This is a genomic window from bacterium, assembly GCA_037147175.1.
In the GTDB taxonomy this organism is placed as follows: Bacteria; Cyanobacteriota; Vampirovibrionia; order Gastranaerophilales; family UBA9971; genus UBA9971.
This window is the reverse complement of the sequence record JBAWVS010000009.1, coordinates 1-23,597: the sequence shown is the minus strand read 5'-3', so window position 1 is coordinate 23,597 and position 23,597 is coordinate 1. Positions and strand designations below refer to the sequence as shown.

The window sequence follows — 23,597 nt, the reverse complement described above, 5'->3', positions numbered from 1 at the left end:
GGGAATTTTATCCCTCTTTTTTATAAAATTAATTTTCTTATATAATAAGTATAATTATTTATTATGAGGAAAAATAAAGTACATGAATAATGCACAAAATATTTCAGGAAAAGAAATAAGACAAAAATTTATCAATTTTTTCAAAGAAAAACATAACAGCATACATATCCCGAGTTCAAGCTTAATACCGGATAACCCGACTGTTTTACTGACAACAGCGGGAATGCTTCAGTTTGTTCCGATATTTTTAGGGTATGAAGCCCCGCCAAATCCTCCAAGAGCTGTAACAGTCCAAAAATGCGCTCGCGCAGGCGGAAAAGATTCTGATATAGAAAACGTGGGAAGAACTCCACGCCATCACACTTTCTTTGAAATGCTCGGAAATTTCAGTTTTGGTGATTATTTCAAAAAAGAAATTATTCCCTGGTCATGGGATTTTGTAACAAACGAGATCGGCCTGGATAAAAGCAAACTTTGGGTTACAGTATTTGAAACAGACGATGAATCCTTTGAAATATGGAAAAATGATGTAGGAATCCCTCAAGAAAGAATTTTAAGAAAAGGAAAGAAAGATAATTTCTGGGGTCCTCCCGGTCCTACAGGACCTTGCGGGCCTTGTACGGAAATTCATTATGATTTAGGCGGGGAATACAAATGCGATCATCCTCAATGCGGCATAGATACCTGTGAATGCGACAGATATGTCGAAATTTGGAATCTTGTTTTTATGGAACTCAACAAAGACGAGGAAGGCAACTATACTCCACTTGAAAAGAAAAACGTAGACACAGGCATGGGGCTTGAAAGAGTCACTATGGTTGTAAACGGGCACACTTCTACTTTTGATACTGACTTGTTGCAGCCTATTGTTAAAAAAGTATGCAAATTATCAGGAAAAAACTATAAAGACAACAAAAAAGACGACATAAGCATAAGAATAATTACAGACCACGCGCGCTGCGTAACTTTCTTGATTTCTGACGGGCTGATCCCCGGCAATGAAGGCAGAAATTACGTCCTGAGAATGATTTTGAGAAGGGCTTTAAGACATGGCAAAATTCTCGGAGTAGAACTTCCTTTCTTGTTCAAAATAGTGGATACTGTCGTTGAAAATTACAAAGAAACTTATCCTGAGCTGGAAAATAACAAAGAAAAAGTAATTTCTATCATCAAAAAAGAAGAAGAAAGATTTAGACAGACAATAGACAGAGGTGTTAATCTTCTTGAAGAAATAATTGGAAATTCTTCAGACACAAAAGTTCTATCAGGAGAAGAAGCGTTTAAACTTTATGATACTTTTGGTTTTCCACTTGAATTGACTAAAGAAATCGCCGAGGAAAAAGGCTTTTCTGTGGATGTTGTCGGATTTAACAAGGCTATGGAAGAACAAAAAGTCAGAGCCAGAGGTGCAAGAACTGCGGTAAGGCTTACTGATGATACAATTTATATTGATATATTCGAAAAGTTAGGCGCAACGAATTTTGTAGGGTATACCGAAAATAAATCGGAAGACAGCCTGATAAAAGTTATTATAAAAGATGGTACAATTTCTGATTCGGCTGATGAAGGAGATATTGCAGAAATAATCTTAGATAAAACTCCTTTTTACGGGGAATCCGGCGGTCAGGTAGGTGATACCGGCATAATTAAAAGCGAAAATTTCGAAGCGGAAGTGTTAAACACTACTAAATTCAACGATTTATTTATCCATAAAGTCCAAATAAAAAATGGTGAAGCCAAAATCGGAGAAAAAATTTCTGCTGTGATAGATGAAGCAAGAAGAAAAGATATAATGATTCATCATACAAGCGCGCATCTTTTGCAATCGGCTTTGAGGGAAGTTCTGGGCGATTCTGTTGCTCAGGCCGGTTCTCAGGTAGATCCTGACAGAACAAGATTTGATTTTTCTTTTGACAGAGGATTAAGCGAACAGGAAGTCGAAAAAATCGAAAATATCCTTAACAAATGGATAAACGAGAATTACAAAAGACAAACTCTGGAATTGTCGATAGCTGAAGCCAAAGATTCAGGTGCAATCGCTCTGTTCGGTGAAAAATACGGTGATAAAGTAAGGGTTGTTTCCATTGAGGGCGTGAGCAAAGAACTTTGCGGAGGGACTCATGCAGATTCCACAGGCGAAATAAGACTTTGTAAAATTGTTTCAGAAAGCGCAATTGCCGCTGGAACAAGAAGGATTGAGCTTGTTTGCGGGCAAAAAGCCTTTGACTATTTAAACAGTTACTATAAAGAACTTAATAAAGTATCCAAAAAACTAAAAATTCCACCTGCTGAAGTAACCGAAAGGCTTGAAAAACTTCAGGATGAACTGAATCTAAGCCAAAAACTCATTGAATCACTTGAAACGGAAATTGCGGAAAGTAAAATTGATTCGCTTTCAGACCAAGCTGTTGTAATAAATGACGGAAAACTTCTTGTGGCAAGAGTTGATGGGATTCCTTCAAAGGCTTTAAGAGGGCTTACGGAAAAAATCGGTGACAAATTGGGCAACAGTATTATTGTGCTTGCCTGTGTCGAAGATGAAAAGATTTCTATCACAAGCAAAGTTTCGCAAAATTTTATTACTAAGGGAATAAATGCAGGTCAACTTGTGAATGAAGTTGCATCAAAATGCGACGGTAAAGGCGGAGGCAAACCAAATTTTGCGCAGGCCGGCGCAAAGGATGTTTCCAGGCTTACTGAAGCAATTCTGGAGATAAATCAGTCAATAACATTAAGAGTTAAAGAATAAAATTAAATGGATTGCCACGTCAGCTCTTCAAACTTCCTTTCAATGACAGAGTGGTTAATTTATTTTGCAATTTGAGTTAAATAACGTTTAATTTTTTTCAATTCGGGTATATATAATTTGTGGAGCGGATGGCTCCGATTTAAGGGAAAGCTTAAAGTTAGCTTTAAGAAGGCTGTGTTAAAAGCACAGCCTTCGTCTATTTTTGCTGCAATTTTAATTTTTGCCTGCAAGATATTATTGTCTTTTTTCTGCTTGTGCTTTGAGTAAAGAAACGTGAACATCTCAAAATGCCTGTAAGCTCTCTCTAAACAAGAAATTTCTAAAATAATTTTCTTGTTTTCTTAAGCTAAAGGTGCAAAATACTTAATAAATATGATATATTGAACCTAACAAAAATGGGTCTATTCTATTAATTCATCTCTTGCTGTAAACGTAAAATTTTATTGTAAAAACAAAATTCAAAATACCTTCTAAGACAGTTTAAAAAACAGCTTAGGGTCTTTGTTGTAAAGAACAGGGAAAAAGGACGGCTATTTATGACATGAATTTTATCAAAAAAATGTATTTGTTTTTTAAAAATAATGGTTGTTTAAAACGCGTTTTAAAAGTATAATCAACAAATAAATTAAACAAGAAAATTTAAGCTCTTTAAAAATACCCTGTGGCTTTTGTGTTATGAAAAAATATTTAGATGAAGGATAAGGTGATAAAAATTAAAATATTAATTGTAGATGATGATTTTACCAGCAGAAAAATACTTTTGAAATACCTTTCCGAATACGGACAATGCGATGTTGCAGTCAATGGGAAAGAAGCTGTTGAAGCTTTTAGGCTGGCATTTGATGAGAATGAAGCTTACGATTTTATTTGCCTTGATATTATGATGCCCGAAATGGACGGGCAGGAAGTACTTAAAGAGATCAGGCAATTTGAAAAACAAAAAGAAATATATGGCCTTGACGGAGTTAAAATCATAATGACATCAGCTCTTGATGACTCTGATAATATCAAAACTGCATTTAGAGAACAATGCGAGGGTTATCTTGTTAAGCCTATCGATAAGCAAAAATTAATTCAAAAAATGGAAAGTCTGGAGATTATCAAGACTTGAAAATAGTGGTGATTTTAATAATGTTACTAAATTATAAGGATATTTTTGCCGGAAATGTTAAATAACAATAATAAAATATATGACGTAACAAAGGAATTAAAAGAAGAACTGTTTATACAAATTGAAATCATTCGATCTGTATTGTTAAAAATAAATACAAATTCTGCTGATAAAAGAGTATTTCTTGAAAAAAACGAGATACTTCATGAGTTTTTTCGCGCTTTTCATTGCATAAGCGGAATAGCAGATTTTATTGATTTGGCTTGCGTTAAAAATATTTGCATTGTAATTGAGTTATTTTTAAACAAATGCAAGAAAGATTTAATGTACAAAGATGAAAATTTAATAAATGAGATGAGCATAATAATTAACTCAATACACTATATAGAGAAAATTTGTAATGAGCCTGAAATTCAATACAATGACGCTTTTAGGACTGAAATGCATTTATTTTTATTAACTATCAAAAACACTACCCGGGTTGACGACAATTATGAAATTATAAGTTAAAAATGTACACAACAAGCTAAAGCAGCAATATTTTTTGCGCACTGAATGCATTTTTGGACGGAGAAGCGGATGAAAAAGACACAAAAGTTATTAAACAATAAATATATATTGGTAATAACCCCTATAATTGTAATTATAATAATAGTGTTTTTATGTCTAATTAACAGTGCCAACAGCATATTGGTTGAATCGAAAAAAGCTGCGGTAATTAATGAAGAAATATTACAATCCACAAATGAGTTTGATGAAATTTTTAGTAAGGCAGAATATCCTGTCAGTTCATTAAATAGCATGGTATCAGCCATGATGGAAAAACCTGCCGAACTTAAAGATATTAAAAGGTTAAAACACATATTTAATGTTCATATTAATCCTCTTGCAAAATATTTACTTGAGAATACGACTTACGGGCAAGGTATCTGGTTTATACCCAATCAAAAAACAGTTCAAGATAATTATCAGGGTCTTTGGATAATTAAAAAAAATAATAAATTTGAAAATATACCTGATACCGGCAGAAAATTTACGGAAAAAGATGATCCATATTATTTTAAGGCCATAAAAGCCAAATCTCGTATTTGGAGTGAAATTTATCAGGATCCCGATATCAAAATTTCTATGATAACAATTGCCGAGCCTGTATATAAAAACGGAATATTACTCGGGGTCGGAGGAATTGACATCTCTCTTGATAACATAAACAGGCTTCTCTCTAAAATAAAAGCCCAATATAAATCTTCAGAAGTTTTTCTTCTGAATCAAACCGGTTATTTAATCTCTTCAACTGATAAAATAACTCCTGATATATCAAAAAATATAACTAGCTTGATTTTTAATAAAAAAATAAATAAAAATTCAACTATTTATTATAATGAAAATAATTTATCTAAAGTCGCTCATATTGCGAAATTAGCAACAGGCGATTACTTACTTATTACAGTGCCTAATTTTATTAATGGAGATTTTGCATATTTAGTAATTGCGATATATCTTATATTTATTATGCTTGTTATTGCTTTATTTATTGCATTTAAAGGCAATAAAAAACTTGAATATGAAACAGCTTTACTTAACGGATTACTAAATTCAATGCCTGATGTTATTTATTTCAAAGACAAAGAGGGCGTCTATTTAGGATGTAATCAGGCTTATACGGATTTTATAGGTATCTCAAAAGAAAATATCATTGGAAAAACTGATTATGATTTGTATCCAAAAAATATTGCAGATTTATTCAGAGAAAATGATCTTGCTCTGATGAATTCAGGGGAATCAAAATACAGTGAAGGTTGGGTAAAATACCCTGACGAAAGAAAAATTCTTTTATCTACAGTAAAAGCACCATTATATAATTTACAAAATGAACTTATAGGCATTTTGTTCGGAGGAAGGGATATAACTGAACATAAAAGACTTGAAGATAAAATAAAAGAATCTGAAACGGAAAAAAATGTTATTTTGAACAGTCTTTCTGAAATAGTTGCTTTTATAGATACTGACTTTAAGTTCAAATGGGTTAACAAATTAGGCTGCGATGCTTTCGGGATGAAAGAAAGTGAAATGATCGGCAGCTTATGTTATCAAGTAAGACATCACTCTGATGAACATCATGCAATGTGTCCTGTAGCCAAAGCAATGCAAACAGGCTTGCCCCAAGAAGCCGAAGTGGATATATATAACGGAAGAATTCTTCTCGTACTTGCTAATCCTGTTTTTGATGAAAACAAAAAACTGATAGGAGTTGTTGAAACTGCTCTGGATATAACTGACAGAAAAAAAGCCGAAGAAAAAATTCTGGAATCAGAATCAGAAAAAAATACCATTTTAAATAACCTGCCATATATTGCCTGGCTAAAAGATAAAAATCACAGGTACTTAACAATAAATGACCAATTTATAGAAATTTGTAAGCTCTCCAGGGAAACTGTCATAGGCAAGACAGACCACGATTTCATGCCCGCAAACATGGCTGATGAAAACAAAAAACGTGATCTTCAGGTTATAGAGTCAGGGAAGCAAATTGTTTTTGAAAAATCGTTTCTGGACAGAAACGGAAAAATCTGGTTTGCAGAGTACTATATAAAACCTGTAAAAGATAAAAACAATAATATAATTGGCACTACGGGTATAATACGAGATACAACCCAACAAAAACGAGCTGAAGAAACACTACACCGCTCAGAGGCTAAATATCGTACCCTATTCGATTCAACCAGCGATGCGGTTATGCTTCTTGATGAGAAAAGCTTTATTGATTGTAACTCTGTAGCTTTATCAATGTTTAGATGTTCAACAAAAAAAGAATTTTGCTCAATGCACCCATCAACATTATCACCTAAAAAGCAGCCTGATGGTACGGATTCTATAACAGCCTCTATTGAGAACATTAAAACAGCAATGAAAAATGGAAATAATCAGTTCGATTGGGTTCACAAGCGTTATGGAACGGGAGAAGAGTTTCATGCAGATGTAATACTCAGTAGAATAGAAATGGAAGGCAGACAGCTTTTACTGGCTTCAGTCAGAGATATAACAGCACGTAAAAAAGCTGAAATAGAAATAATTAAGGCAAAAGAACTTGCAGAAGAAGCCAACAAAATAAAAAGTGAATTTCTGGCAAACATGAGCCATGAAATAAGAACGCCTATGAACGGTGTAATCGGGTTTACCAGCCTATTATTAAGTACTGATCTTAATGAAGAACAGGAAGATTTTGCTCAAGAAACTAAAAAATCATCTGAATTGTTATTAAATATTATCAATGACATTCTTGATTTTTCTAAAATTGAAGCAGGAAAAATGCTAATGGAAACTATCGACTTTGATATAAGGTCTAATGTCGAGGATATTGCTGTTTTGGCAATGTCTACAGCCTATAAAAAAGAATTGGAAATTAGCTCGTTTATTCATTCAGACGTTCCGCAAAAAATCGCGGGTGATCCCGGCAGATTAAAACAAGTCCTGAACAACCTTGTTAATAATGCAGTTAAATTTACAAATCAGGGCGAAATATTGATAACTGTTAATAAAGAATCAGAACAAAATAATTCGGTAACCTTGAAATTTGAAGTTTCCGATACAGGCATCGGCATCGCTCAAGACAAACAAAAAGCCATCTTTGAATCCTTCACACAGGCTGATGCCTCTGCGACAAGAAAATTCGGAGGAACAGGGCTGGGATTAACTATTTCTAAAAAAATAATTGAGTTGATGAATGGAAAAATCAGCGTAACCAGCGAAGAAGGCAAAGGTTCTCTGTTTTCATTTACTGCTGAATTCGAAAAATGTAATAACAGCGAAACATTAGAAACAGCTTCAATTTCTTTAGAAGGAAAAAATATTCTTGTGGCTGAGCGAAATTTAACAAACTTAAAAATTATGAGCGATTACTTGGGTGAAACAGGGTGCAATGTTTATAAGGCTGATTCTACAGAAAATGCATTATCAATCTTAAAATCAGTGCCTACTATTGATGTTATTCTTCTTGATTATAATATGACCGGTCCGTACGGAATGATGCTTGCTTTTGAAATAAAATCTATTCCTGAATTTGCCGATATTCCTCTTATTTCAATTACATCACTAAATCAAAGAGGTGAAAGTAAAAAAGCTAAAGAAAAAGAATTCGCCGGATATTTAATAAAACCGATTAAAAAAAATGCTATGTTTGAGTGTATAAACATTGCACTGGAAGCAAAACCGCAGCAGACTAATTTAAAGACAGATGTGCTTATCGACGAATATGACTTTAAAGAAAGACCTATTAATAAAAATTTTAAAATACTTCTGGCTGAAGATAATGAAACAAATCAAAAATTAACAACAAAGATTTTAAATAAAGAGGGTTTCCTCTGCGATATTGTCTCAAATGGAGTTAAGGCAGTCGAAGCATATCAAAACCATAATTATGACCTTATTTTAATGGATTGCCAAATGCCAATTTTAGACGGCTATGAGGCATCTGAAAAAATAAGAGCTATAGAAGTTTCAAAAGAAACTACAGACAACGAAAAAAAACATGTTCCAATTATTGCCTTAACAGCTCACGCTCTTGAAGGGGATATCGAGAAATGCTTGTCCTTCGGGATGAATGATTATATCGCTAAACCTTTTAACGATAAACTTTTCATTGAAACTATAAAAAAACATTTGACTGTTAAACAATTAGATAAAAAACAAATTTTAATGAGTTCTATTCTCTCTGAAATTATTGAAAATATAGGATTTTCAGAACCTGAAGCCGTAGAGATTCTCGATGAATACATAAAAACAATTCCTCCTATGATAGAAAGCATTAATAAAGCTATTATCGAAGATGATTTTAAAGAAATAGCTTCTCAAGCACATTTGATGAAAGGCTCCAGTGCGAATTTAAGAATAAAAGAACTAAACGAACTTGCCTTAAGATTGGAAAATTCAGCAAAATCAAACGATATGTTTTTATGTGATTTATTATTGAAAGATATTCAAAAATATTCTGATCTGTTAAATTAAAACACTCGAATTGCCAAAATCGTCATTGCGAGCATAAATTTAATTTGATTGGATGGCTAAAACGAGTTTTATTTTGCTGAATTTAATATATTTAAAAAATAAAAAAAATTTCACAATTTTTATCTTGTTTGCTTTAAAATAGGATTTATCTAATATATTAAACTCCAAACCGGCAGATAAATCATGAGCAACAGAAATTTTTTATTTATCTACAACGATAAAGCAGGCAAAGGAAGTATTTTAAAAAAACTTCAATATATAAAAAAACTTTTCTCTAAAAAAGAAATTTGTTTTAAATTTATAAATATTCTTGATTTAAATAATACTGTTCATATAGAAAATTTTGATACCGTTGTTGCCATTGGCGGAGACGGTACGGTTCTGGCGGTTTTGCCTTATATTGTAAACAAAGGTATAAAATTGGGAATAATTCCCTGCGGAACAGCAAATTTACTGGCAGAAAAATTAAATATCCCCCAAAATATTTCACAGGCTGTTGATATATTGATTAATGGAACAAAAAAACTTATAGACGTAGGCAAAGCAGGAAATTCCTATTTTGCATTAAGAGTCGGCTATGGAATGGATGCTGATATTGTTAACGGAGCAAATTCTTTTCTGAAAAACAAATTCGGATATTTGGCATATTTAGTTCAGGGCATAAAAAGCATTTTAAACCTTAGAACAAAATCGTTCGAAATTCGCACTGATAATAAGTGCTTTAATGTAAAAGCTTCTGCGGTTATTGTTTCAAATTCAGGCAATATGTTCAGGGACAAGTTTTCTGTATCGCCTGAAAGCGATATTTCTGACGGAAAACTCGATGTTTTCGTGCTTCGTGCAAGAAATATACGGGAATTTTTAACTGTGTTTTTTCAAATTTTATTTAACAAACATAAAATCGGTCCAAACGTAATGTATGGAAAAACCCACAGCATTAGCATCAAAACAAATAACAATAAGTTTCATGTTGACGGTGAAGCCTGTTCTTCCCAAAAAGTTGATATAAGCCTAATACATAACGGATTAGCCGTTATGGTTCCTTAGACGCTTTTACTTTAAGTGCAGCCACTAAAACAAGCCTTTAAAGGTTATATAGCTTGATTTATTCAAACTGTTTCATAATGTCTTGAAGACTGTAATTCTCAGGATTTCCAACTTCAGCTCTGGACATTTCTTTTATATTATCAAGTTTGTCGTGCAAAGTAGGTCTTTCATTTTCGTAGAAAATTCCTGTATAAAGCGGCTCTTGTGTAAACGCATATTTCATTCCCAAAAGTCTGTCCAATCTGTCATGATTTTCGGGAAGTGCCTGTATTCGTTTTTTTAGAGAATCATACGTAACTTTTTCATTATATTGAGTACATGGAGATAGAACATGCACAAAAGAAAAGCCTTTATGTCTTATTGCTCTTGCAATTATATCTTTTAACTGCTCTGTTTCATCGCAAAATGCGCGGGCAATAAATGATGTATTAAAAGAAAGCGCCATTAAAACAGGGTTAATTCTATCTTCAACAACTTCATAAGGATTAATTTTGGTCAATAAGTCCTCATGAGAAGTCGGAGAGTTCTGTCCTTTTGTAAGTCCATAGATTTCATTATCCATTACAATATACGTAATATCAGGGTTTTTTCTTGAAGTATGTATAAAATGGTTTCCGCCTATGCTGAAAGCATCGCCGTCACCACCTACTGATATAACTGTTCTTTCTCTATTTGCGACTTTAATACCTATCGCAGCAGGTAGAGCTCTTCCATGTACCGTATGAAATCCGTATGTACTTGTATAAAAAGGCAAACGGCTGGCACAGCCTACACCTGCGGTTAATACTATGTTATGCGGTTCTACTGCAACTTCTGCAAGCGCGGAAGTTAATGAATCCAATACTTTATAATCTCCACAGTCTTTGCACCATGTAGGGTTTACCGGGCTTCTGTATTGATCTGGCGTCTTTGTAGCCAATTTTATATCTCCTTATTTTTAAAACTATTTTAATAATACCAAACTGAAATATTTTAAATTTTTAATCCGGGCTGATGAGTTGTAAATTTTAAATACTGACCTTTAATAATCTGTTCAATTTTTGATAAGATTTCGTTAGTTGTAAACGGTTCTCCATTATATTTCATCAAATTATGTATTTGCAGATTTTTATTTAGACATGTACATCTATAAACAATAGTATTAGCGAATTGAGCGCTGTAATTTCTTTCTACGATAAGAACAATGTCTTTATTACGCAGAAAATCATTTATCCACTCTGAAGGGAAAGGATATACCGTTCTTGGATAAAGTGCCTGAACCTTATATCCCAACTTATCTGCCTGGTCTATTGCTTCCAGAACAGCTCCTGATGTACTGCCCCAACTGATTATACCAAATCTGGCATCGTCATCTCCATATTTTTTAGCTGCCAAAAAGTCATGAATAGCTGTATCAAGTTTTTTAAATCTTTTTTCTGTCATTGCCGCATGAACTTCAGGTTTGCTTGAAGGTGCGGAGTTTTCAGAATGTTCAAGTCCTGTTGCAATATAAGTTCCGCCTTCTTCTCCAGGTGTTGTCATCGGGGAGATACCGGAATCTGTTATTGCATATCTTGAATAAGGTATATTTTTGTGAGTTTTCTCAGGCTTTAACCTGTTTATAACTTCTATTTCATCAATATTTATCATATCTATGCACTCTCTTCTTTCTCCAAGAGAAACATCGGAGAGAATAAGTACGGGAACCTGATATTTTTCCGCATAGTTAAAAGCTTTTATTGTTTGATAGAAACTGTCTTCAACGTTAATAGGAGCAAGAACAATTTTTGGAGTATCACCGTGAGTACCGTAAATAGCAAGATTCAAGTCGGATTGCTCTGTTTTTGTAGGAAGACCAGTACTAGGACCTCCTCTTTGTACATCAACAATAACGACAGGGATTTCTGCCATTGAAGCAAGTCCTAATGCTTCTGACATCAGTGAAAGCCCCGGACCGCTTGTGGCTGTCATCGCTTTAACACCTGAAAATGATGCGCCGATAGCAGCAGTAATTGCGGCTATTTCATCTTCACATTGAATTACGTTGCCGCCAAGACGAGGCATTTCTTTTGCAAGAAATTCCATAATTTCTGTAGCAGGTGTAATTGGATAACCTGAATAAAATCTGCACCCTGCAACCAGTGCCCCATAAGCCATTGCTTCGCAACCGCTCATAATAAGCTTTTTACCGCTCTTTTCTATATTCAGTGTTTCTAAAATTGTATTTTTATCAAGATTTTGTCGTGCATAATTATATGCCGCATCAAGAGCCTTAAAGTTTAATTTGATTATTTCTTCGCCTTTTGTTTCATATCGTCTTTGAATATCGTCTTTCAGCAGGTCTTTAATCTCCAGATTCGGGATTAATCCTGATAAAATGCCGAGAGCGACCATGTTTTTTGTTTTTATTGAACCAAATTCTTTAGCCCAATTGGAAATAGGAACAAAATATTTAACGATATCCGGATATTCTTCAAATGTGTTATCGGTTTCCGAAGAATCAAAGAGAAGAATTCCGCCCGGTTTAAGACTTGTAATGTTTTCTCTTAAAGTTTTTTCGTTAAAAGCGATTAAAATATCTTCGTTATCAGAAGGTGTTAGGATTTTTTTTGAGCTTATTCGAAGCTGATATAAACTTTGATCAACGCCGCGCACTTCTGTGGGGAATGATCTGTGTGTACTGACGTATCTTCCGCTTCTTGCTGAAGCCAGAGTGAAGATATCACCGGAACTTATGACACCGTCTCCGGGATTTCCAACTATTCGTAATACAATTTCTGACATGGTTTCCTCTTTTAATATATAAGTTTACTAATTATCTTTTATAATTAACTATTTTATAAAGAAAGCTTGTAGATTTCAATTATATCTTCTTTGTTAAGAACTTTGAAAGTACCAAGTGTTTTCCTTTTTTCAATATTTTCAGCCATTAATTCGAAATATTTTTCGTCAATATTAACCTCTCTTAGGGTTGACGGGAGATTAAGACTGTTAAAAAATTCTCTTGTTTTTTTAATAGAAGCATCCGCAAGTTCTCTATCGCTCAAAGATGCAGGAAAATCCCAGACATTAACTGCATAATCTCTGAATTTCCAAAGTCTTGAGTCATCAGCGACTCTTTTCATCCAATTCGGAAAAAGTATTGCAAGCCCGATTCCGTGGTTTAAATCATAATAGGCAGAAAGCTCATGCTCTATCATGTGCGAAGCCCAATCTCCGAGTTTTCCAACGGTGAGCAGACCGTTTAAAGCAATTGTTGATGCCCACATAATTTCTGACCTTGCTTCATAATTTTTCGGATCTTTTAAAAGAACAGGGGCAAATTTTATACAAGTTTTCAAAACGCTTTCAGAGATTCCATCTGTTAAACATGCCTCTTTTGTCGATGAGAAATATTGTTCGAAAACATGGGACATAATATCTGCAACGCTTGCAGCTGTTTGAACAGATGAAAGTGTATATGTATAAGTCGGGTCAAGGACGGCAAATTCCGGTCTTAACTCTTCCATTCGAAGCCCCAGCTTCTCTTTTGTTTTTTCATTTGTAATTATTGAATTTCTGTTAGATTCCGAGCCTGTTGCAGCAATTGTAAGGATACAGCCTGTTTTTAATGCCCCTTCGAATTTGCTGTTATCAAGGTAAAGCTCCCAAACATCGCCTTTATAAACAACTCCTGCCGCTATTGCTTTTGCTGCATCAATTACTGAGCCGCCGCCAAGAGCAAGAATAAAGTCTATATTGTTTTCTTTGCATATTTTTATTCCGTCATAAACAGAATCTATTGAAGGATTTGGCTTTATGCCTGAAAGTTCGTATACTTCTTTTTCTGTTGCCGATAATTCAGCCATTACGGTATCATAAATACCAAATTTTTTAACACTTCCCGAGCCGGTCACAAGCAATATTCTTTTGTAGGGACTTAATTCGGATTTTAAATTTGAAATTGCACCTTTGCCAAAGTGGATACGGGTTTTTAGATTTAAAGAAAAATTAATCATTTTTGTACTTCTATAAAGCTAATTATTTTACACTTTTATATTATTCTACCGTCATAACAAAAAGTAAACAAAATTAACAAAAGTTAATATACTTTGTGCAAAGTTCTTAATCAGTCCAAATTTTTAAAAAAATACTGCATGCCGGAAATCCCCTACTGAAGGGAGAAATGAAAGATTGATGGCATGCTGAGTCGTTCGTAAAAGGATTTTTTGTTTTAATATAATCAAAACATCTTACAAAAATGTAACAAAAAACTTTGTTGAAAAATATTAAAACAAAAATCAAGCTTTGATATTTTTTTGTTATCCTACCGGTGTAATAAAAAGTAACCAAACTTAATAAAACTTTATAAGTAATGTAAAAATTTATTTTTTTTTAGATTTTAAAAAATTACAAAATTTTCAAAATATTATAATAATTTTCAAAAAAATTTGAAAAATTTCAAATTTTTTGAATTCAAACTTATATTTTTTAAAAAAAATTTTATAAATTATTGATTTTTTGAAAAAAATTTTTTTATACCAAATTTGATTTTTTCAGAGTTACTCTTTGTTTTGCGCAATTTTTATTATTGACAGACTTTAATTAAATAGGCTAATTTAAAATAATAGAAGAATTGTAAAAAGAACACTTTATCGATCTAACAATTTTTAATACTAATATCTCTCCATATAAAAATGTAAAAGCAAACAAGTTAAAAAGAGTAAGAACAGAATCGGGAAGGTTAATAAATTTAATGCTTTCAGTTGCACAAAAAAATTATGTTACATATGAAAAAAATAAAAAATCTGTTTCTTTTGGCTTTGCAGATGCACTCTCTTCGAGAGTTCTTGCAGGAGGATTAGAGTATTTAAAGCAAAACCCTGTTGCAGAAGTGGCGTTTTTGGATGCTACTACTATGATTGCGCCCAGAACTTATACTGATTACAAACAAAACCCTGTTTACGGAACAGAAACTCTTTTTAGAGAAGTTGCTCCTGTTTTATTTAATCCTTTTGGTCCCGGAATTGTTGCGGCTTTAATGATGGCAAGTCAGGGGTATAAAGGAATTGGGGCAGGAAAAGACACTATAAGAAGTCTTCACGAAGCCTGGAAAATGGCGGGCGGAAGAAATTTCCATCCTGAAACTTCAACACAGGAAGAAAAATATAAAATTATAAAAAAATATAATAACTTAATTCTGGAAAATACAGCAGCAACCACCACGAATACTACTTTTAATAAGCTTGGTAAAAGAGAGCTGGATTCATTCTCGGAAAGTCTCACCGACTTGATGATGAATAATCAGGACAAAAAATTCGAAAAGAAATTACTTTCTGGAGTAGCTGAAGATTATACATTGCATACAGGAGCCGCTGATTTTCTTAAAGTAAAAGTCGGCACAGAACCTCATTTTTCGACAGATATAAATACACTTTTGGAAGATATTGTTTCTGTAGGCAAAAAATTCACTACAACATTGCCTGAAAAACTTGAAGGAACTGTTGATCATATCGTTAAATTCTCCAAAAAGAAAACCCTCTGGGCAACAGGTTTATCCATAGCAGGTATTATTACTTTGCCTGCCATTAATAATGCTATTACAAGACTAAGAACAGGAAAAAGCGGCTATTCTGCTTATCAAGATTTTGGAAAACAAGAGAAGACTGCCCAGAATAATCCTGAAAAAAAGAAAAACAAAGCAGGCCTCTGGCTCGCAAAAGGCATTGGCGCCGGAATATTAGGATCAATTACTCTTATTACAATGGGTGCTTTCAGTAAAAATAGAGGATTTTTTAAGTCCGGCGGGGCTAAAAACTTTATGGATACCATTGAATTAAAAGGCAAAAGTGCGCATATGGATCTTATAAAGTTAATTTACGGTACTAGTCTTGTGTCTAGAGTTCTTTGTTCCAGAGATGAGCAGGAAGTAAAAGTTACTACACTCAGAGATTCTTGTGGTTTTCTTAACTGGCTCGTTTTAGGAGGCTTTGTTACTAAAGGAATTGCACATCTTGCAGACAAAAAAGGACTGTCTTTTGTTAATATAACAGGTCCTATAGTTGACAAAAACGCAAATCCAATCAAAGCAGCACTTAAAACTGCTTCTAACTGGCTTAGCAATTTATCACTAAAAACTCCAAGCGAAATAAGAGCAATGAATAAAAATCTCCCTGCTGCTACAGTAAATAAAAATATGGCAATTCACGCTGCTGCAATCATAGGAGGATTTGCCTGGTCAATGCTGGTTTTAGGACTGGGAATGCCTGCTCTTAACAACTTTATGACCAACAAAGCAAGAGAAAAACAATTAAAAGCTAAAGAAACTGAAAATAAAAATATTAAAAGATTAGTTTAACCTTTTATACTAAAATATAATCAATCTCTTTACTGAGAAAGGAATAAAAAAATTTATAACTTTGATTCTTATTTAATTGAAGATTTTTATGACGAGTATTTTTTTAAAAAAAATATTCCACAAAAAAATACTGAAATAATTATAAAAACACTCAATAAACTTAAAAAAAATGAACTTGAGCAAAGGCAAAAAGCAGCAGAAAAAGCTTTTTTGAATCTTGGCATTACTTTTAATGTCTACGGCAATTCTAATGCAGAAGAAAAAATATTTCCTTTTGATATTATACCCAGAATTATTGACAGTAAAGAATGGGAATACATTGAAAAAGGCTTAAAACAAAGAATAACAGCCTTAAATCTCTTCATAAACGATATTTATACTGAAAAAAAAATTATAAAAGATAAAATTATTCCCGAAGATTTAATTTTATCCTGCGAATCATATAAAAAAATATATGAAGAATTAACTCCACCCCACAAAATCTGGTGTCATATTACAGGAACAGATCTGGTCAGAGATAAAGACGGTCAGATTTATGTGCTTGAAGATAATTTAAGATGCCCTTCAGGTATTTCTTATGTTTTTGAAAACAGGCAAATGACTAAAAAAACCTTCCCTCAAATTTTTGAAACTCTAAAAGTCCGTCCTGTAGAAGATTATCCCGTAAGACTTTTTGAAATGTTGAATTTTCTGGCTGGAGAAAAGACTAATAATCCTGTAGTTTGTGTATTAACACCGGGAATTTATAATTCGGCATATTTTGAACATTCTTTTCTTGCAAGACAAATGGGTGTAGAACTTGTAGAAGGAAGCGATTTGCTTGTAAAAGATGACAAAGTCTTCATGAAAACAACAAAAGGCTTGCAAAAAGTAGATGTTATATACAGAAGGTTGGATGATAGCTATTTAGATCCGCTTGTTTTCAATAAGGATTCTTTACTTGGGGTTCCGGGTCTGCTCAATGCGTATAAAAAAGGTAATGTTGCCCTTGTAAATGCTCCGGGGGCAGGAATAGCAGATGATAAAGCAATATACTCTTTTGTCCCTGAAATAATAAAATATTATCTTGGAGAAGAAGCTATAATTCCTAACGTTCCGACTTATTTGTGCTATAAAGAAAAAGACTTAAGTTATGTTCTGGAAAACATTAAAGACCTGGTGGTTAAAACTGTTGACGGCGCCGGCGGTTACGGAATGCTCATAGGACCAAAGTCTACCGGTGAAGAAATCAGTGAATTCAGAGAAAAGGTTAAAGCAAACCCCAGAAAATATATTGCACAGCCTGTAATAAGCCTTTCCAGAGTGCCTGTTATGGCGGATAATAATTTCGAAGGAAGACATGTTGATTTAAGACCATATATTATTTATGGAAAAGATATTTTTGTTTTGCCGGGGGGATTAACAAGAGTTGCACTAAAAAAAGGTTCTCTTGTGGTTAATTCTTCACAGGGAGGCGGAAGCAAAGATACATGGGTTATTGCTTAGAATAAGAACAGTTACGGAGAAATTTATGCTTAGCAGAGTTGCTGATTCAATATATTGGATGAACAGATATATCGAAAGAGCTGAAAATATAGCCAGAATAATAGATGCAAACCTGCATTTCTTTTTAGACTCAAAAATTCCTGATGCTGAACAGTGGGAACCTCTTATTTGTATTACGGGAGATCAAAATTATTTTTTCGAAAAGTACGGCAAAGTAACTAGAGAAAATGTTATTTATTTTCTGACTTTTGATAAAGAATACGATAATTCAATTATTTCATGCCTGAGATGCGCCAGAGAAAACGCAAAAAGCATAAGAGAGATAATTTCTCTTGAAATGTGGGAGCAAATTAATAAATTTTATATAATGCTTTCCGAGTTAAGTGAAAGCGAAATTACTCTTGATTTTCTGCATGAATTTTTTGAAAAAGTTAAAAATAATTGTCATCTCTTTAACGGAATATCTGACTCTACAATGTCGAGAAATGAAGGATGGCACTTCGCCAGACTTGGAAAAATGCTGGAGAGAGCTGATAAAACTTCTCGAATAATTGATATTAAATATTTCCACATTTTGCCTTCGGTTAAATTCGTCGGCTCTACTTATGACATACTGCAATGGTCAGCTATTTTAAAATCAGCAAGCGGACTTGAAATGTTTAAGAAAAAATATAAACTTATAAAACCTGATAAAATTATTGAATTTTTAATTACAGATGACGAATTTCCTCGTTCTATCAAATATTGCATCTCAAAAGCGAATGAATCAATTCATTCTATTTCTGGAACAACAAATAATTCTTTCTCTAATAAACCCGAACAAAGCCTTGGAATGCTTAATGCGGAACTTTTATACGCTGACATTGATAACATAATTGAAATTGGTTTTCACGAATTTCTAGACTCTTTTCAAAAAAAGTTGTTAAATATAGGAACGGATATTTATTCTAAATATTTTAATATTGAACAATAAAATAGTTTCGAAATAGAGAATAGAGTGATAATGGTGGAAAAAAATGACATTTTGCCTTGGGATTAAAATTAAAGACGGAATTATCGGAATTTCGGACACCCGAATAACTTCGGGAAGAGAATGTACAAATTCGCGAAAAGTAACGGTTTTTAAAAAAAGAAACCATTCGATGTTTATAATGACTTCAGGTCTAAGATCTCTTAGAGATAAGGCTCTGGCGTATTTTGAAGAAGCTATTGAAGAAGATGACGAGTCTTTTGACAAGCTTTATAAAGCTATAAATGCTTTTAGCCGACAAATAAGAAGGGTTTGCGAAGAAGATAAAGAATATCTTGTTGAAAGCGGAATGCATTTTGATATACATTGTATTGTAGGAGGACAACTCCAAAAAGATGAAGAACACAAGCTATTTCTCTTATATCCGCAGGGAAATTGGGTTGAAATAAAAGAAGGTTCTCCTTATCAAATTATAGGTGCGACAGGCTACGGAAAACCTGTTCTTGATAGAACTTTAAAATATAATGACGACCTTTTTCATGCTTTAAAAGTCGGAATTCTTGCTTTTGACTCTACAAGAATAAGTACAAATGATGTTGATTTCCCTATAGATGTGACAATTTGTCTTAAAGATAAGTTTGATATAAGGGAATTCAGGGTTTTTAAAGAAGATTTGCAAAAAATATCATCATGGTGGCAAGAAAAACTGAGACAATCAGTGAATGAAATCCCTACAGAAGAACTTCAACGGATTATATCCCAGCTAAAACAATAAAAAACTATGAAAGCAAAAGTACAACATTTAAGTTTATATAACTACAGTTCTCCTGTTTTTCTGGAATCACAGGAAATTAGACTATGCCCGAGGAATGATTATAATTTAAAAGTAATAAACTTTTCCTACAAAATTGACCCTGAGCCAAGTTCTTCAAGCATTATTATTGATAGCGAAGGAAATTCATTAATAAAAGCGTGGTTTAATCAAAAAACAGATTTTTTCAGAGTAGAAACTCTATGGGAAGCAGAAAACACAAATCAAAACGAATATAATTTTATAATTCATTTTGATAATACTGAACTGCCGGTCAGGTATAGTTCAATGAACGAAAAGCCTCTCAAAGTTTATCGAATAATTGAAACTCCCGATTTATCAGTTAAAACTTTTTCGGATTCTCTGGCAAACAAAACTCAAAATGATATTCTTACTTTCCTTATAGAGCTTACCGGTGAAATTTATAATACATTTACTTATGAAAAGAGGGAAAAAGGTGAGCCTTATTCTCCAGAATTTACTTTAAAAACCAAAACCGGCTCATGTAGAGATTTAGCGGTATTATTTATGGAATGTTGCAGATATCAAGGTTTTGCCTCAAGATTTGTAAGCGGATACAGAATTGATAAAGATTCAATAGAAAATACTGACTTGCACGCATGGTGCGAGGTCTTTATCGAAGGTGCAGGTTGGAAAGGGTTTGATCCTTCTATGGGGTTGGCTGTAACTAACGAATATTTTACGTTATCTTCTTCTTATTCTTCATTTATTACATTACCTATAATAGGCTCTTATCGCTCTAACTATTCATTTTCTGAGTTAAAAACATTAATAAATGCGGAAATATTATGATTTTAGCTTAATTTCCAGCTATTTTTTTGAAAAGGCATTGAACTTAGATTTTTGCCGCTCCAAAAAAGCAATCATTTCAATTCGATTAAAAGTCATATAATCATTTATTTTTTCCATTCCAAGTCTTGTGTAAAAATCATCAACTACCGGATAAAGTTCAAATGATTTTGCTCCACCAAGTTTAGCAATTTTTACAAGTCCACACATAAGAGCAGTCCCGACACCTTTGTATTCTTTTTTTTCTCCGGTTCCAAAAAAACTGTTTGGAGATGCCATTATATAATCCAATTTAAAAGTATCTTTTTCTTTATGCGCAGAAGCAAGACATAAAAGTTTATCAAACAAATTTTTATCGGAATCCAACTCTATAGCAAAAACAGATTTTCTTGTTTCAAATTCTTTATATATATATTCTTTCAAATCATAATATGGATAATTTATGAAACTAATTTCGTTTTTATTAATATAGTGTTTTACCCAAAGTTCTTTCACCTTTTTCATTGCCGCTGCATCAACAGGATCAGAAAAATTCAGCTGCGAAAACCACGCTTTTACGTGTCTATTATTCATATCCTTTACGACAATAGGGAAAAACCTATAACTGCCGAAAGAAACTTGATTTTTGGTATGTTTATAACCTGTTAACTGCATTTTGAAACCATTTTTTCTGTTTTTGCCGGTTGTTTTTGTAAAAGTAAATCAAATTCTGTTTCTTGTCGTTTCAAAAAATCACCCATTTCAGGGCGATCAAAAGTCATATAAATCCCTCTTTTTTCCATTTTTAATCTGTCATAAAAATTATCAGCTGTAGCAGAATAAAGCTTAAATAATTTTGATTCCACGATTTCAGCAATTTTTACAAGTCCGTACATAAGAGCAGTTCCTGCACCTCTGTATTCTCTATTTCCTTTTGGAGCCTTAAACGAACTGTTCGGAGAAGCCTGTAAAAAATCTAATTTAAAAGTATCATTTCCTTCTATATGATAAGAAGCAAGACCCAATAATTTGTCATATAGAGAACCATTTTTTGAATCCAGCTCTACAGCATAAACAGGTTTACCTTCTTCAAATTGATTATAAATGTTTCTTGTGTGAACATCCCATTTTTTCTCTGTCCACGAGTTTTTTACAGTCTTCATTGCTGTCTCATCAACAGGATCAGAAAGATTTAGTTGAGAAAACCATGCTTTTACAGGCATATTATTTATATCTCTTACAACAACAGGAAAAAATCTGTCACTGCTGAAAGAAACTTGATTTTTGGTATGTTTATAACCACTTAACTGCATCTTGAAACCATTTTTTCTGTTTTTGCGGGTTGTTTTTGTAAAAGTAAATCGAATTCAGCCTTTTGTCGTTTCAAAAAATCATTCATTTCATGTCGATCAAAAGTCATATGAAGATTTCTTTCTACCATTCCCAGTATTCTATAAAAATCATCCGTATCTGAACGAAGCTTAAACATTTTTGCTTTTTCAAGTTCAGCAATTTTTACAAGTCCATACATAAGGGCAGTTCCTGCACCTTTATATTTTCTTTCTTCCTTTAAAGCCTTAAAAGAACTGTTCGGCGATGACTGTAAAAAATCAAGTCTAAAAGTACCATTTTGTGTATGATGAGAAGCAAGACATAAAAGTCTATCAGATAAAGAACCATTTGCGGAATCAAGTTCTATAGCATAAACAGGCTGTCCTATTTTAAATTCATCATATATATCATTTGCAAAATTCCATTCTTGCTGCCTTTTCCACTGTACTTTTGCCTTCTCCATTGCTTCTTTATCAACAGGATCAGACAAATTCAGTCGAGAAAACCACGCTTTTACAGGCATATCATTCATATCTCTTACAACAGTCCGAGAAATCTTTGTACTGCTGAAAGAAACTTGATTTTGGTTAGGTCTGTAAGCATTTACTTGCATCTTTGTAATTATCCTTGTTAATATATTTTTAAACTCTTATGAAAATACAAAACACGTGAAGATAAAAAATTGCTAAAATTTTATTTTTTCTAAGGATTTAAATGATTAAGCCCGTCAAAAAAATATTTACAGAAAAAAATAACCCGATAGAGCTTTTTCTTGCCGAAAAAAAATGTTGTCAAAAAGGACAAACTATTCTCATAATCGGTGTTTTTCATGGAGATGAACCCGAAGGTGAATTTTTGATTCATAAATTAATTGACGAAATCAAAAAAAATCCTGAATTAATAGAAAATAATACGATTCTGTTTATTCCCTGCTTAAATCCCGATGGAAAAGACTTGAAAACAAGAACAAATACAAACGGAGTCGACTTAAACAGGAATTTCCCCACCACAAACTGGGAATTATCAGAAAAAAAAGATTGTTATTACTCCGGTAATTCTCCCGCAAGCGAAATAGAAACAAAATTTTTGATTCAAGTAATTGATGAATATAAACCTGACAGGATTTTAACGCTTCATACGCCTTATAAAGTTGTAAATTATGACGGTTGTGCAAAAGAACTTGCGGAAGAAATATCAAAACTTAACGGGTATCCTGTAGAAGAAAATATAGGTTACCCAACACCCGGTTCTTTCGGGACTTATTGCGGAATCGAGAGAAACATTCCCACAATAACGCTTGAATTGCCGGAAAACGAGTCCCCTGAAAAATTGTGGGATGATAACAAAAAAGCTTTTTATTTTTTTGTAAAAGGTGATTTTAATTAGGTTTTATTATGCTTTTGAAAAAAGAATCAAGCAAAGTCGGTTCCAAGAAAAAATCCAACTTATCAACAAATTTATAACCGTTTGCTAAGGCTGCTTTTTTTGCATAATAAGTATCATTAGATACAACAGCTATATGTTCTTTTTTTACGCCATTTTCTTCGGCAAATTTTGCCAATTCAGGTCCGTCAGGATTTGTAATATCATCACCATTGCTGATATTTCCGTCAGTTAACAATATATCAGGTCTTGTTTCATGATTTTTTATAATTTTTTCTGCTTCAGGAACTGTTGCAACTCCTGTAACTTCAAAAGTATCAGTAGGAAAATGTTCTTTTACTTTTTCTTTTACAAGTTCTTGTTCATGTTTTCTTGCCCAGTCGTAATCTTCGGCTATAAGAATTTTGTAATGGGCACAGAAACCAAGAGCAGATGTTTTGTTAAAGTTTAATAAATTTATCATTTTTTTTACCTCCATAATTTTTATTAAATTAAAGTTAAACCTCTGAATATATAAATCCTCTAAATACAAAAAGTGACAATTTTACTTAGAGGTCATCTGAAAAGTATTGAAAAATAGGTCACAATATTGTTAGGTAT

At 33.0% G+C, this 23,597-nt stretch carries 18 protein-coding genes; 11 read left to right on the top strand and 7 right to left on the bottom strand.

Features of this window, described 5'->3' with window-relative positions; genetic code table 11:
- Nucleotides 1–82 precede the first annotated feature (82 nt).
- The 5 genes from alaS (at nt 83) to WCG23_03570 (ending at nt 9,911) form a co-directional block, all read left to right on the top strand.
- Nucleotides 83–2,749 (top strand): alanine--tRNA ligase, encoded by a 2,667-nt coding sequence (gene alaS, locus WCG23_03590; protein ID MEI8388951.1) that lies wholly within the window; start codon nt 83–85, stop codon nt 2,747–2,749.
- A gap of 712 nt (nt 2,750–3,461) precedes the next feature.
- Nucleotides 3,462–3,860 carry a response regulator gene (locus WCG23_03585; protein ID MEI8388950.1) on the top strand — a complete coding sequence of 133 codons (399 nt, stop codon included), beginning with the start codon at nt 3,462–3,464 and terminating at the stop codon, nt 3,858–3,860.
- Between the two features lie 54 nt (nt 3,861–3,914).
- Nucleotides 3,915–4,370 carry a hypothetical protein gene (locus tag WCG23_03580; protein MEI8388949.1) on the top strand — a complete coding sequence of 152 codons (456 nt, stop codon included), beginning with the start codon at nt 3,915–3,917 and terminating at the stop codon, nt 4,368–4,370.
- Nucleotides 4,371–4,439: 69 nt separating this feature from the next.
- A complete protein-coding gene (locus WCG23_03575; GenBank protein ID MEI8388948.1) occupies nt 4,440–8,864 on the top strand; it encodes a PAS domain S-box protein in 4,425 nt (1,474 codons plus the stop codon).
- Nucleotides 8,865–9,047: 183 nt separating this feature from the next.
- Nucleotides 9,048–9,911 carry a diacylglycerol kinase family protein gene (locus tag WCG23_03570; GenBank protein ID MEI8388947.1) on the top strand — a complete coding sequence of 288 codons (864 nt, stop codon included), beginning with the start codon at nt 9,048–9,050 and terminating at the stop codon, nt 9,909–9,911.
- 58 nt (nt 9,912–9,969) lie between these two features.
- Here WCG23_03570 and WCG23_03565 read toward each other — a convergent pair whose 3' ends face one another.
- The 3 genes from WCG23_03565 to WCG23_03555 are packed head-to-tail and all read right to left on the bottom strand — an operon-like array spanning nt 9,970 to nt 13,888.
- Complete coding sequence (locus tag WCG23_03565; protein MEI8388946.1) at nt 9,970–10,830, bottom strand: thiamine pyrophosphate-dependent enzyme; 861 nt, start codon at nt 10,828–10,830, stop codon at nt 9,970–9,972.
- Between the two features lie 53 nt (nt 10,831–10,883).
- Nucleotides 10,884–12,674, bottom strand: coding sequence for a 2-oxoacid:acceptor oxidoreductase subunit alpha (locus WCG23_03560; protein MEI8388945.1), 1,791 nt, complete (start codon nt 12,672–12,674; stop codon nt 10,884–10,886).
- Between the two features lie 53 nt (nt 12,675–12,727).
- Nucleotides 12,728–13,888, bottom strand: coding sequence for an iron-containing alcohol dehydrogenase (locus WCG23_03555; protein ID MEI8388944.1), 1,161 nt, complete (start codon nt 13,886–13,888; stop codon nt 12,728–12,730).
- 737 nt (nt 13,889–14,625) lie between these two features.
- On the opposite strand from WCG23_03555, the gene WCG23_03550 reads away from it, so the two are divergent.
- The 5 genes from WCG23_03550 (at nt 14,626) to WCG23_03530 (ending at nt 20,306) form a co-directional block, all read left to right on the top strand.
- Nucleotides 14,626–16,227 (top strand): hypothetical protein, encoded by a 1,602-nt coding sequence (locus WCG23_03550; protein MEI8388943.1) that lies wholly within the window; start codon nt 14,626–14,628, stop codon nt 16,225–16,227.
- 114 nt (nt 16,228–16,341) lie between these two features.
- Nucleotides 16,342–17,712 (top strand): circularly permuted type 2 ATP-grasp protein, encoded by a 1,371-nt coding sequence (locus tag WCG23_03545; protein ID MEI8388942.1) that lies wholly within the window; start codon nt 16,342–16,344, stop codon nt 17,710–17,712.
- A gap of 25 nt (nt 17,713–17,737) precedes the next feature.
- A complete protein-coding gene (locus tag WCG23_03540) occupies nt 17,738–18,685 on the top strand; it encodes an alpha-E domain-containing protein (protein MEI8388941.1) in 948 nt (315 codons plus the stop codon).
- A 43-nt stretch (nt 18,686–18,728) separates the two neighbouring features.
- Nucleotides 18,729–19,457, top strand: coding sequence for a peptidase (locus WCG23_03535; GenBank protein ID MEI8388940.1), 729 nt, complete (start codon nt 18,729–18,731; stop codon nt 19,455–19,457).
- 6 nt (nt 19,458–19,463) lie between these two features.
- Nucleotides 19,464–20,306: a transglutaminase family protein gene (locus WCG23_03530; protein ID MEI8388939.1), complete on the top strand. Its 843-nt coding sequence runs from the start codon at nt 19,464–19,466 to the stop codon at nt 20,304–20,306.
- An 18-nt stretch (nt 20,307–20,324) separates the two neighbouring features.
- Here WCG23_03530 and WCG23_03525 read toward each other — a convergent pair whose 3' ends face one another.
- The 3 genes from WCG23_03525 to WCG23_03515 are packed head-to-tail and all read right to left on the bottom strand — an operon-like array spanning nt 20,325 to nt 22,227.
- A complete protein-coding gene (locus WCG23_03525) occupies nt 20,325–20,957 on the bottom strand; it encodes a hypothetical protein (protein MEI8388938.1) in 633 nt (210 codons plus the stop codon).
- Nucleotides 20,948–21,595: a hypothetical protein gene (locus WCG23_03520; GenBank protein ID MEI8388937.1), complete on the bottom strand. Its 648-nt coding sequence runs from the start codon at nt 21,593–21,595 to the stop codon at nt 20,948–20,950. The genes WCG23_03525 and WCG23_03520 overlap by 10 nt, the downstream gene beginning before the upstream one ends.
- Entirely contained in the window at nt 21,586–22,227 is a 642-nt protein-coding gene (locus WCG23_03515; protein ID MEI8388936.1) for a hypothetical protein, read from the bottom strand. The genes WCG23_03520 and WCG23_03515 overlap by 10 nt, the downstream gene beginning before the upstream one ends.
- A 101-nt stretch (nt 22,228–22,328) precedes the next feature.
- On the opposite strand from WCG23_03515, the gene WCG23_03510 reads away from it, so the two are divergent.
- Nucleotides 22,329–23,000: a M14 family murein peptide amidase A gene (locus tag WCG23_03510; protein ID MEI8388935.1), complete on the top strand. Its 672-nt coding sequence runs from the start codon at nt 22,329–22,331 to the stop codon at nt 22,998–23,000.
- Here WCG23_03510 and WCG23_03505 read toward each other — a convergent pair.
- Nucleotides 22,993–23,460: a hypothetical protein gene (locus WCG23_03505; GenBank protein MEI8388934.1), complete on the bottom strand. Its 468-nt coding sequence runs from the start codon at nt 23,458–23,460 to the stop codon at nt 22,993–22,995. The two genes, WCG23_03510 and WCG23_03505, sit on opposite strands and share 8 nt — an antisense overlap.
- Between the last annotated feature and the right edge of the window lie 137 nt (nt 23,461–23,597).

What these genes read in the sequence shown, in the direction of transcription:
- alaS (MEI8388951.1), top strand. Translation starts at nt 83, where the DNA reads ATGAATAATGCACAAAATATTTCAGGAAAAGAAATAAGACAAAAATTT.
- WCG23_03580 (MEI8388949.1), top strand. Translation starts at nt 3,915, where the DNA reads ATGTTAAATAACAATAATAAAATATATGACGTAACAAAGGAATTAAAA.
- WCG23_03575 (MEI8388948.1), top strand. Translation starts at nt 4,440, where the DNA reads ATGAAAAAGACACAAAAGTTATTAAACAATAAATATATATTGGTAATA.
- WCG23_03570 (MEI8388947.1), top strand. Translation starts at nt 9,048, where the DNA reads ATGAGCAACAGAAATTTTTTATTTATCTACAACGATAAAGCAGGCAAA.
- WCG23_03560 (MEI8388945.1), bottom strand. Translation starts at nt 12,674, where the DNA reads ATGTCAGAAATTGTATTACGAATAGTTGGAAATCCCGGAGACGGTGTC.
- WCG23_03555 (MEI8388944.1), bottom strand. Translation starts at nt 13,888, where the DNA reads ATGATTAATTTTTCTTTAAATCTAAAAACCCGTATCCACTTTGGCAAA.
- WCG23_03550 (MEI8388943.1), top strand. Translation starts at nt 14,626, where the DNA reads ATGCTTTCAGTTGCACAAAAAAATTATGTTACATATGAAAAAAATAAA.
- WCG23_03540 (MEI8388941.1), top strand. Translation starts at nt 17,738, where the DNA reads ATGCTTAGCAGAGTTGCTGATTCAATATATTGGATGAACAGATATATC.
- WCG23_03535 (MEI8388940.1), top strand. Translation starts at nt 18,729, where the DNA reads ATGACATTTTGCCTTGGGATTAAAATTAAAGACGGAATTATCGGAATT.
- WCG23_03530 (MEI8388939.1), top strand. Translation starts at nt 19,464, where the DNA reads ATGAAAGCAAAAGTACAACATTTAAGTTTATATAACTACAGTTCTCCT.
- WCG23_03525 (MEI8388938.1), bottom strand. Translation starts at nt 20,957, where the DNA reads ATGCAGTTAACAGGTTATAAACATACCAAAAATCAAGTTTCTTTCGGC.
- WCG23_03520 (MEI8388937.1), bottom strand. Translation starts at nt 21,595, where the DNA reads ATGCAGTTAAGTGGTTATAAACATACCAAAAATCAAGTTTCTTTCAGC.
- WCG23_03515 (MEI8388936.1), bottom strand. Translation starts at nt 22,227, where the DNA reads ATGCAAGTAAATGCTTACAGACCTAACCAAAATCAAGTTTCTTTCAGC.
- WCG23_03510 (MEI8388935.1), top strand. Translation starts at nt 22,329, where the DNA reads ATGATTAAGCCCGTCAAAAAAATATTTACAGAAAAAAATAACCCGATA.
- WCG23_03505 (MEI8388934.1), bottom strand. Translation starts at nt 23,460, where the DNA reads ATGATAAATTTATTAAACTTTAACAAAACATCTGCTCTTGGTTTCTGT.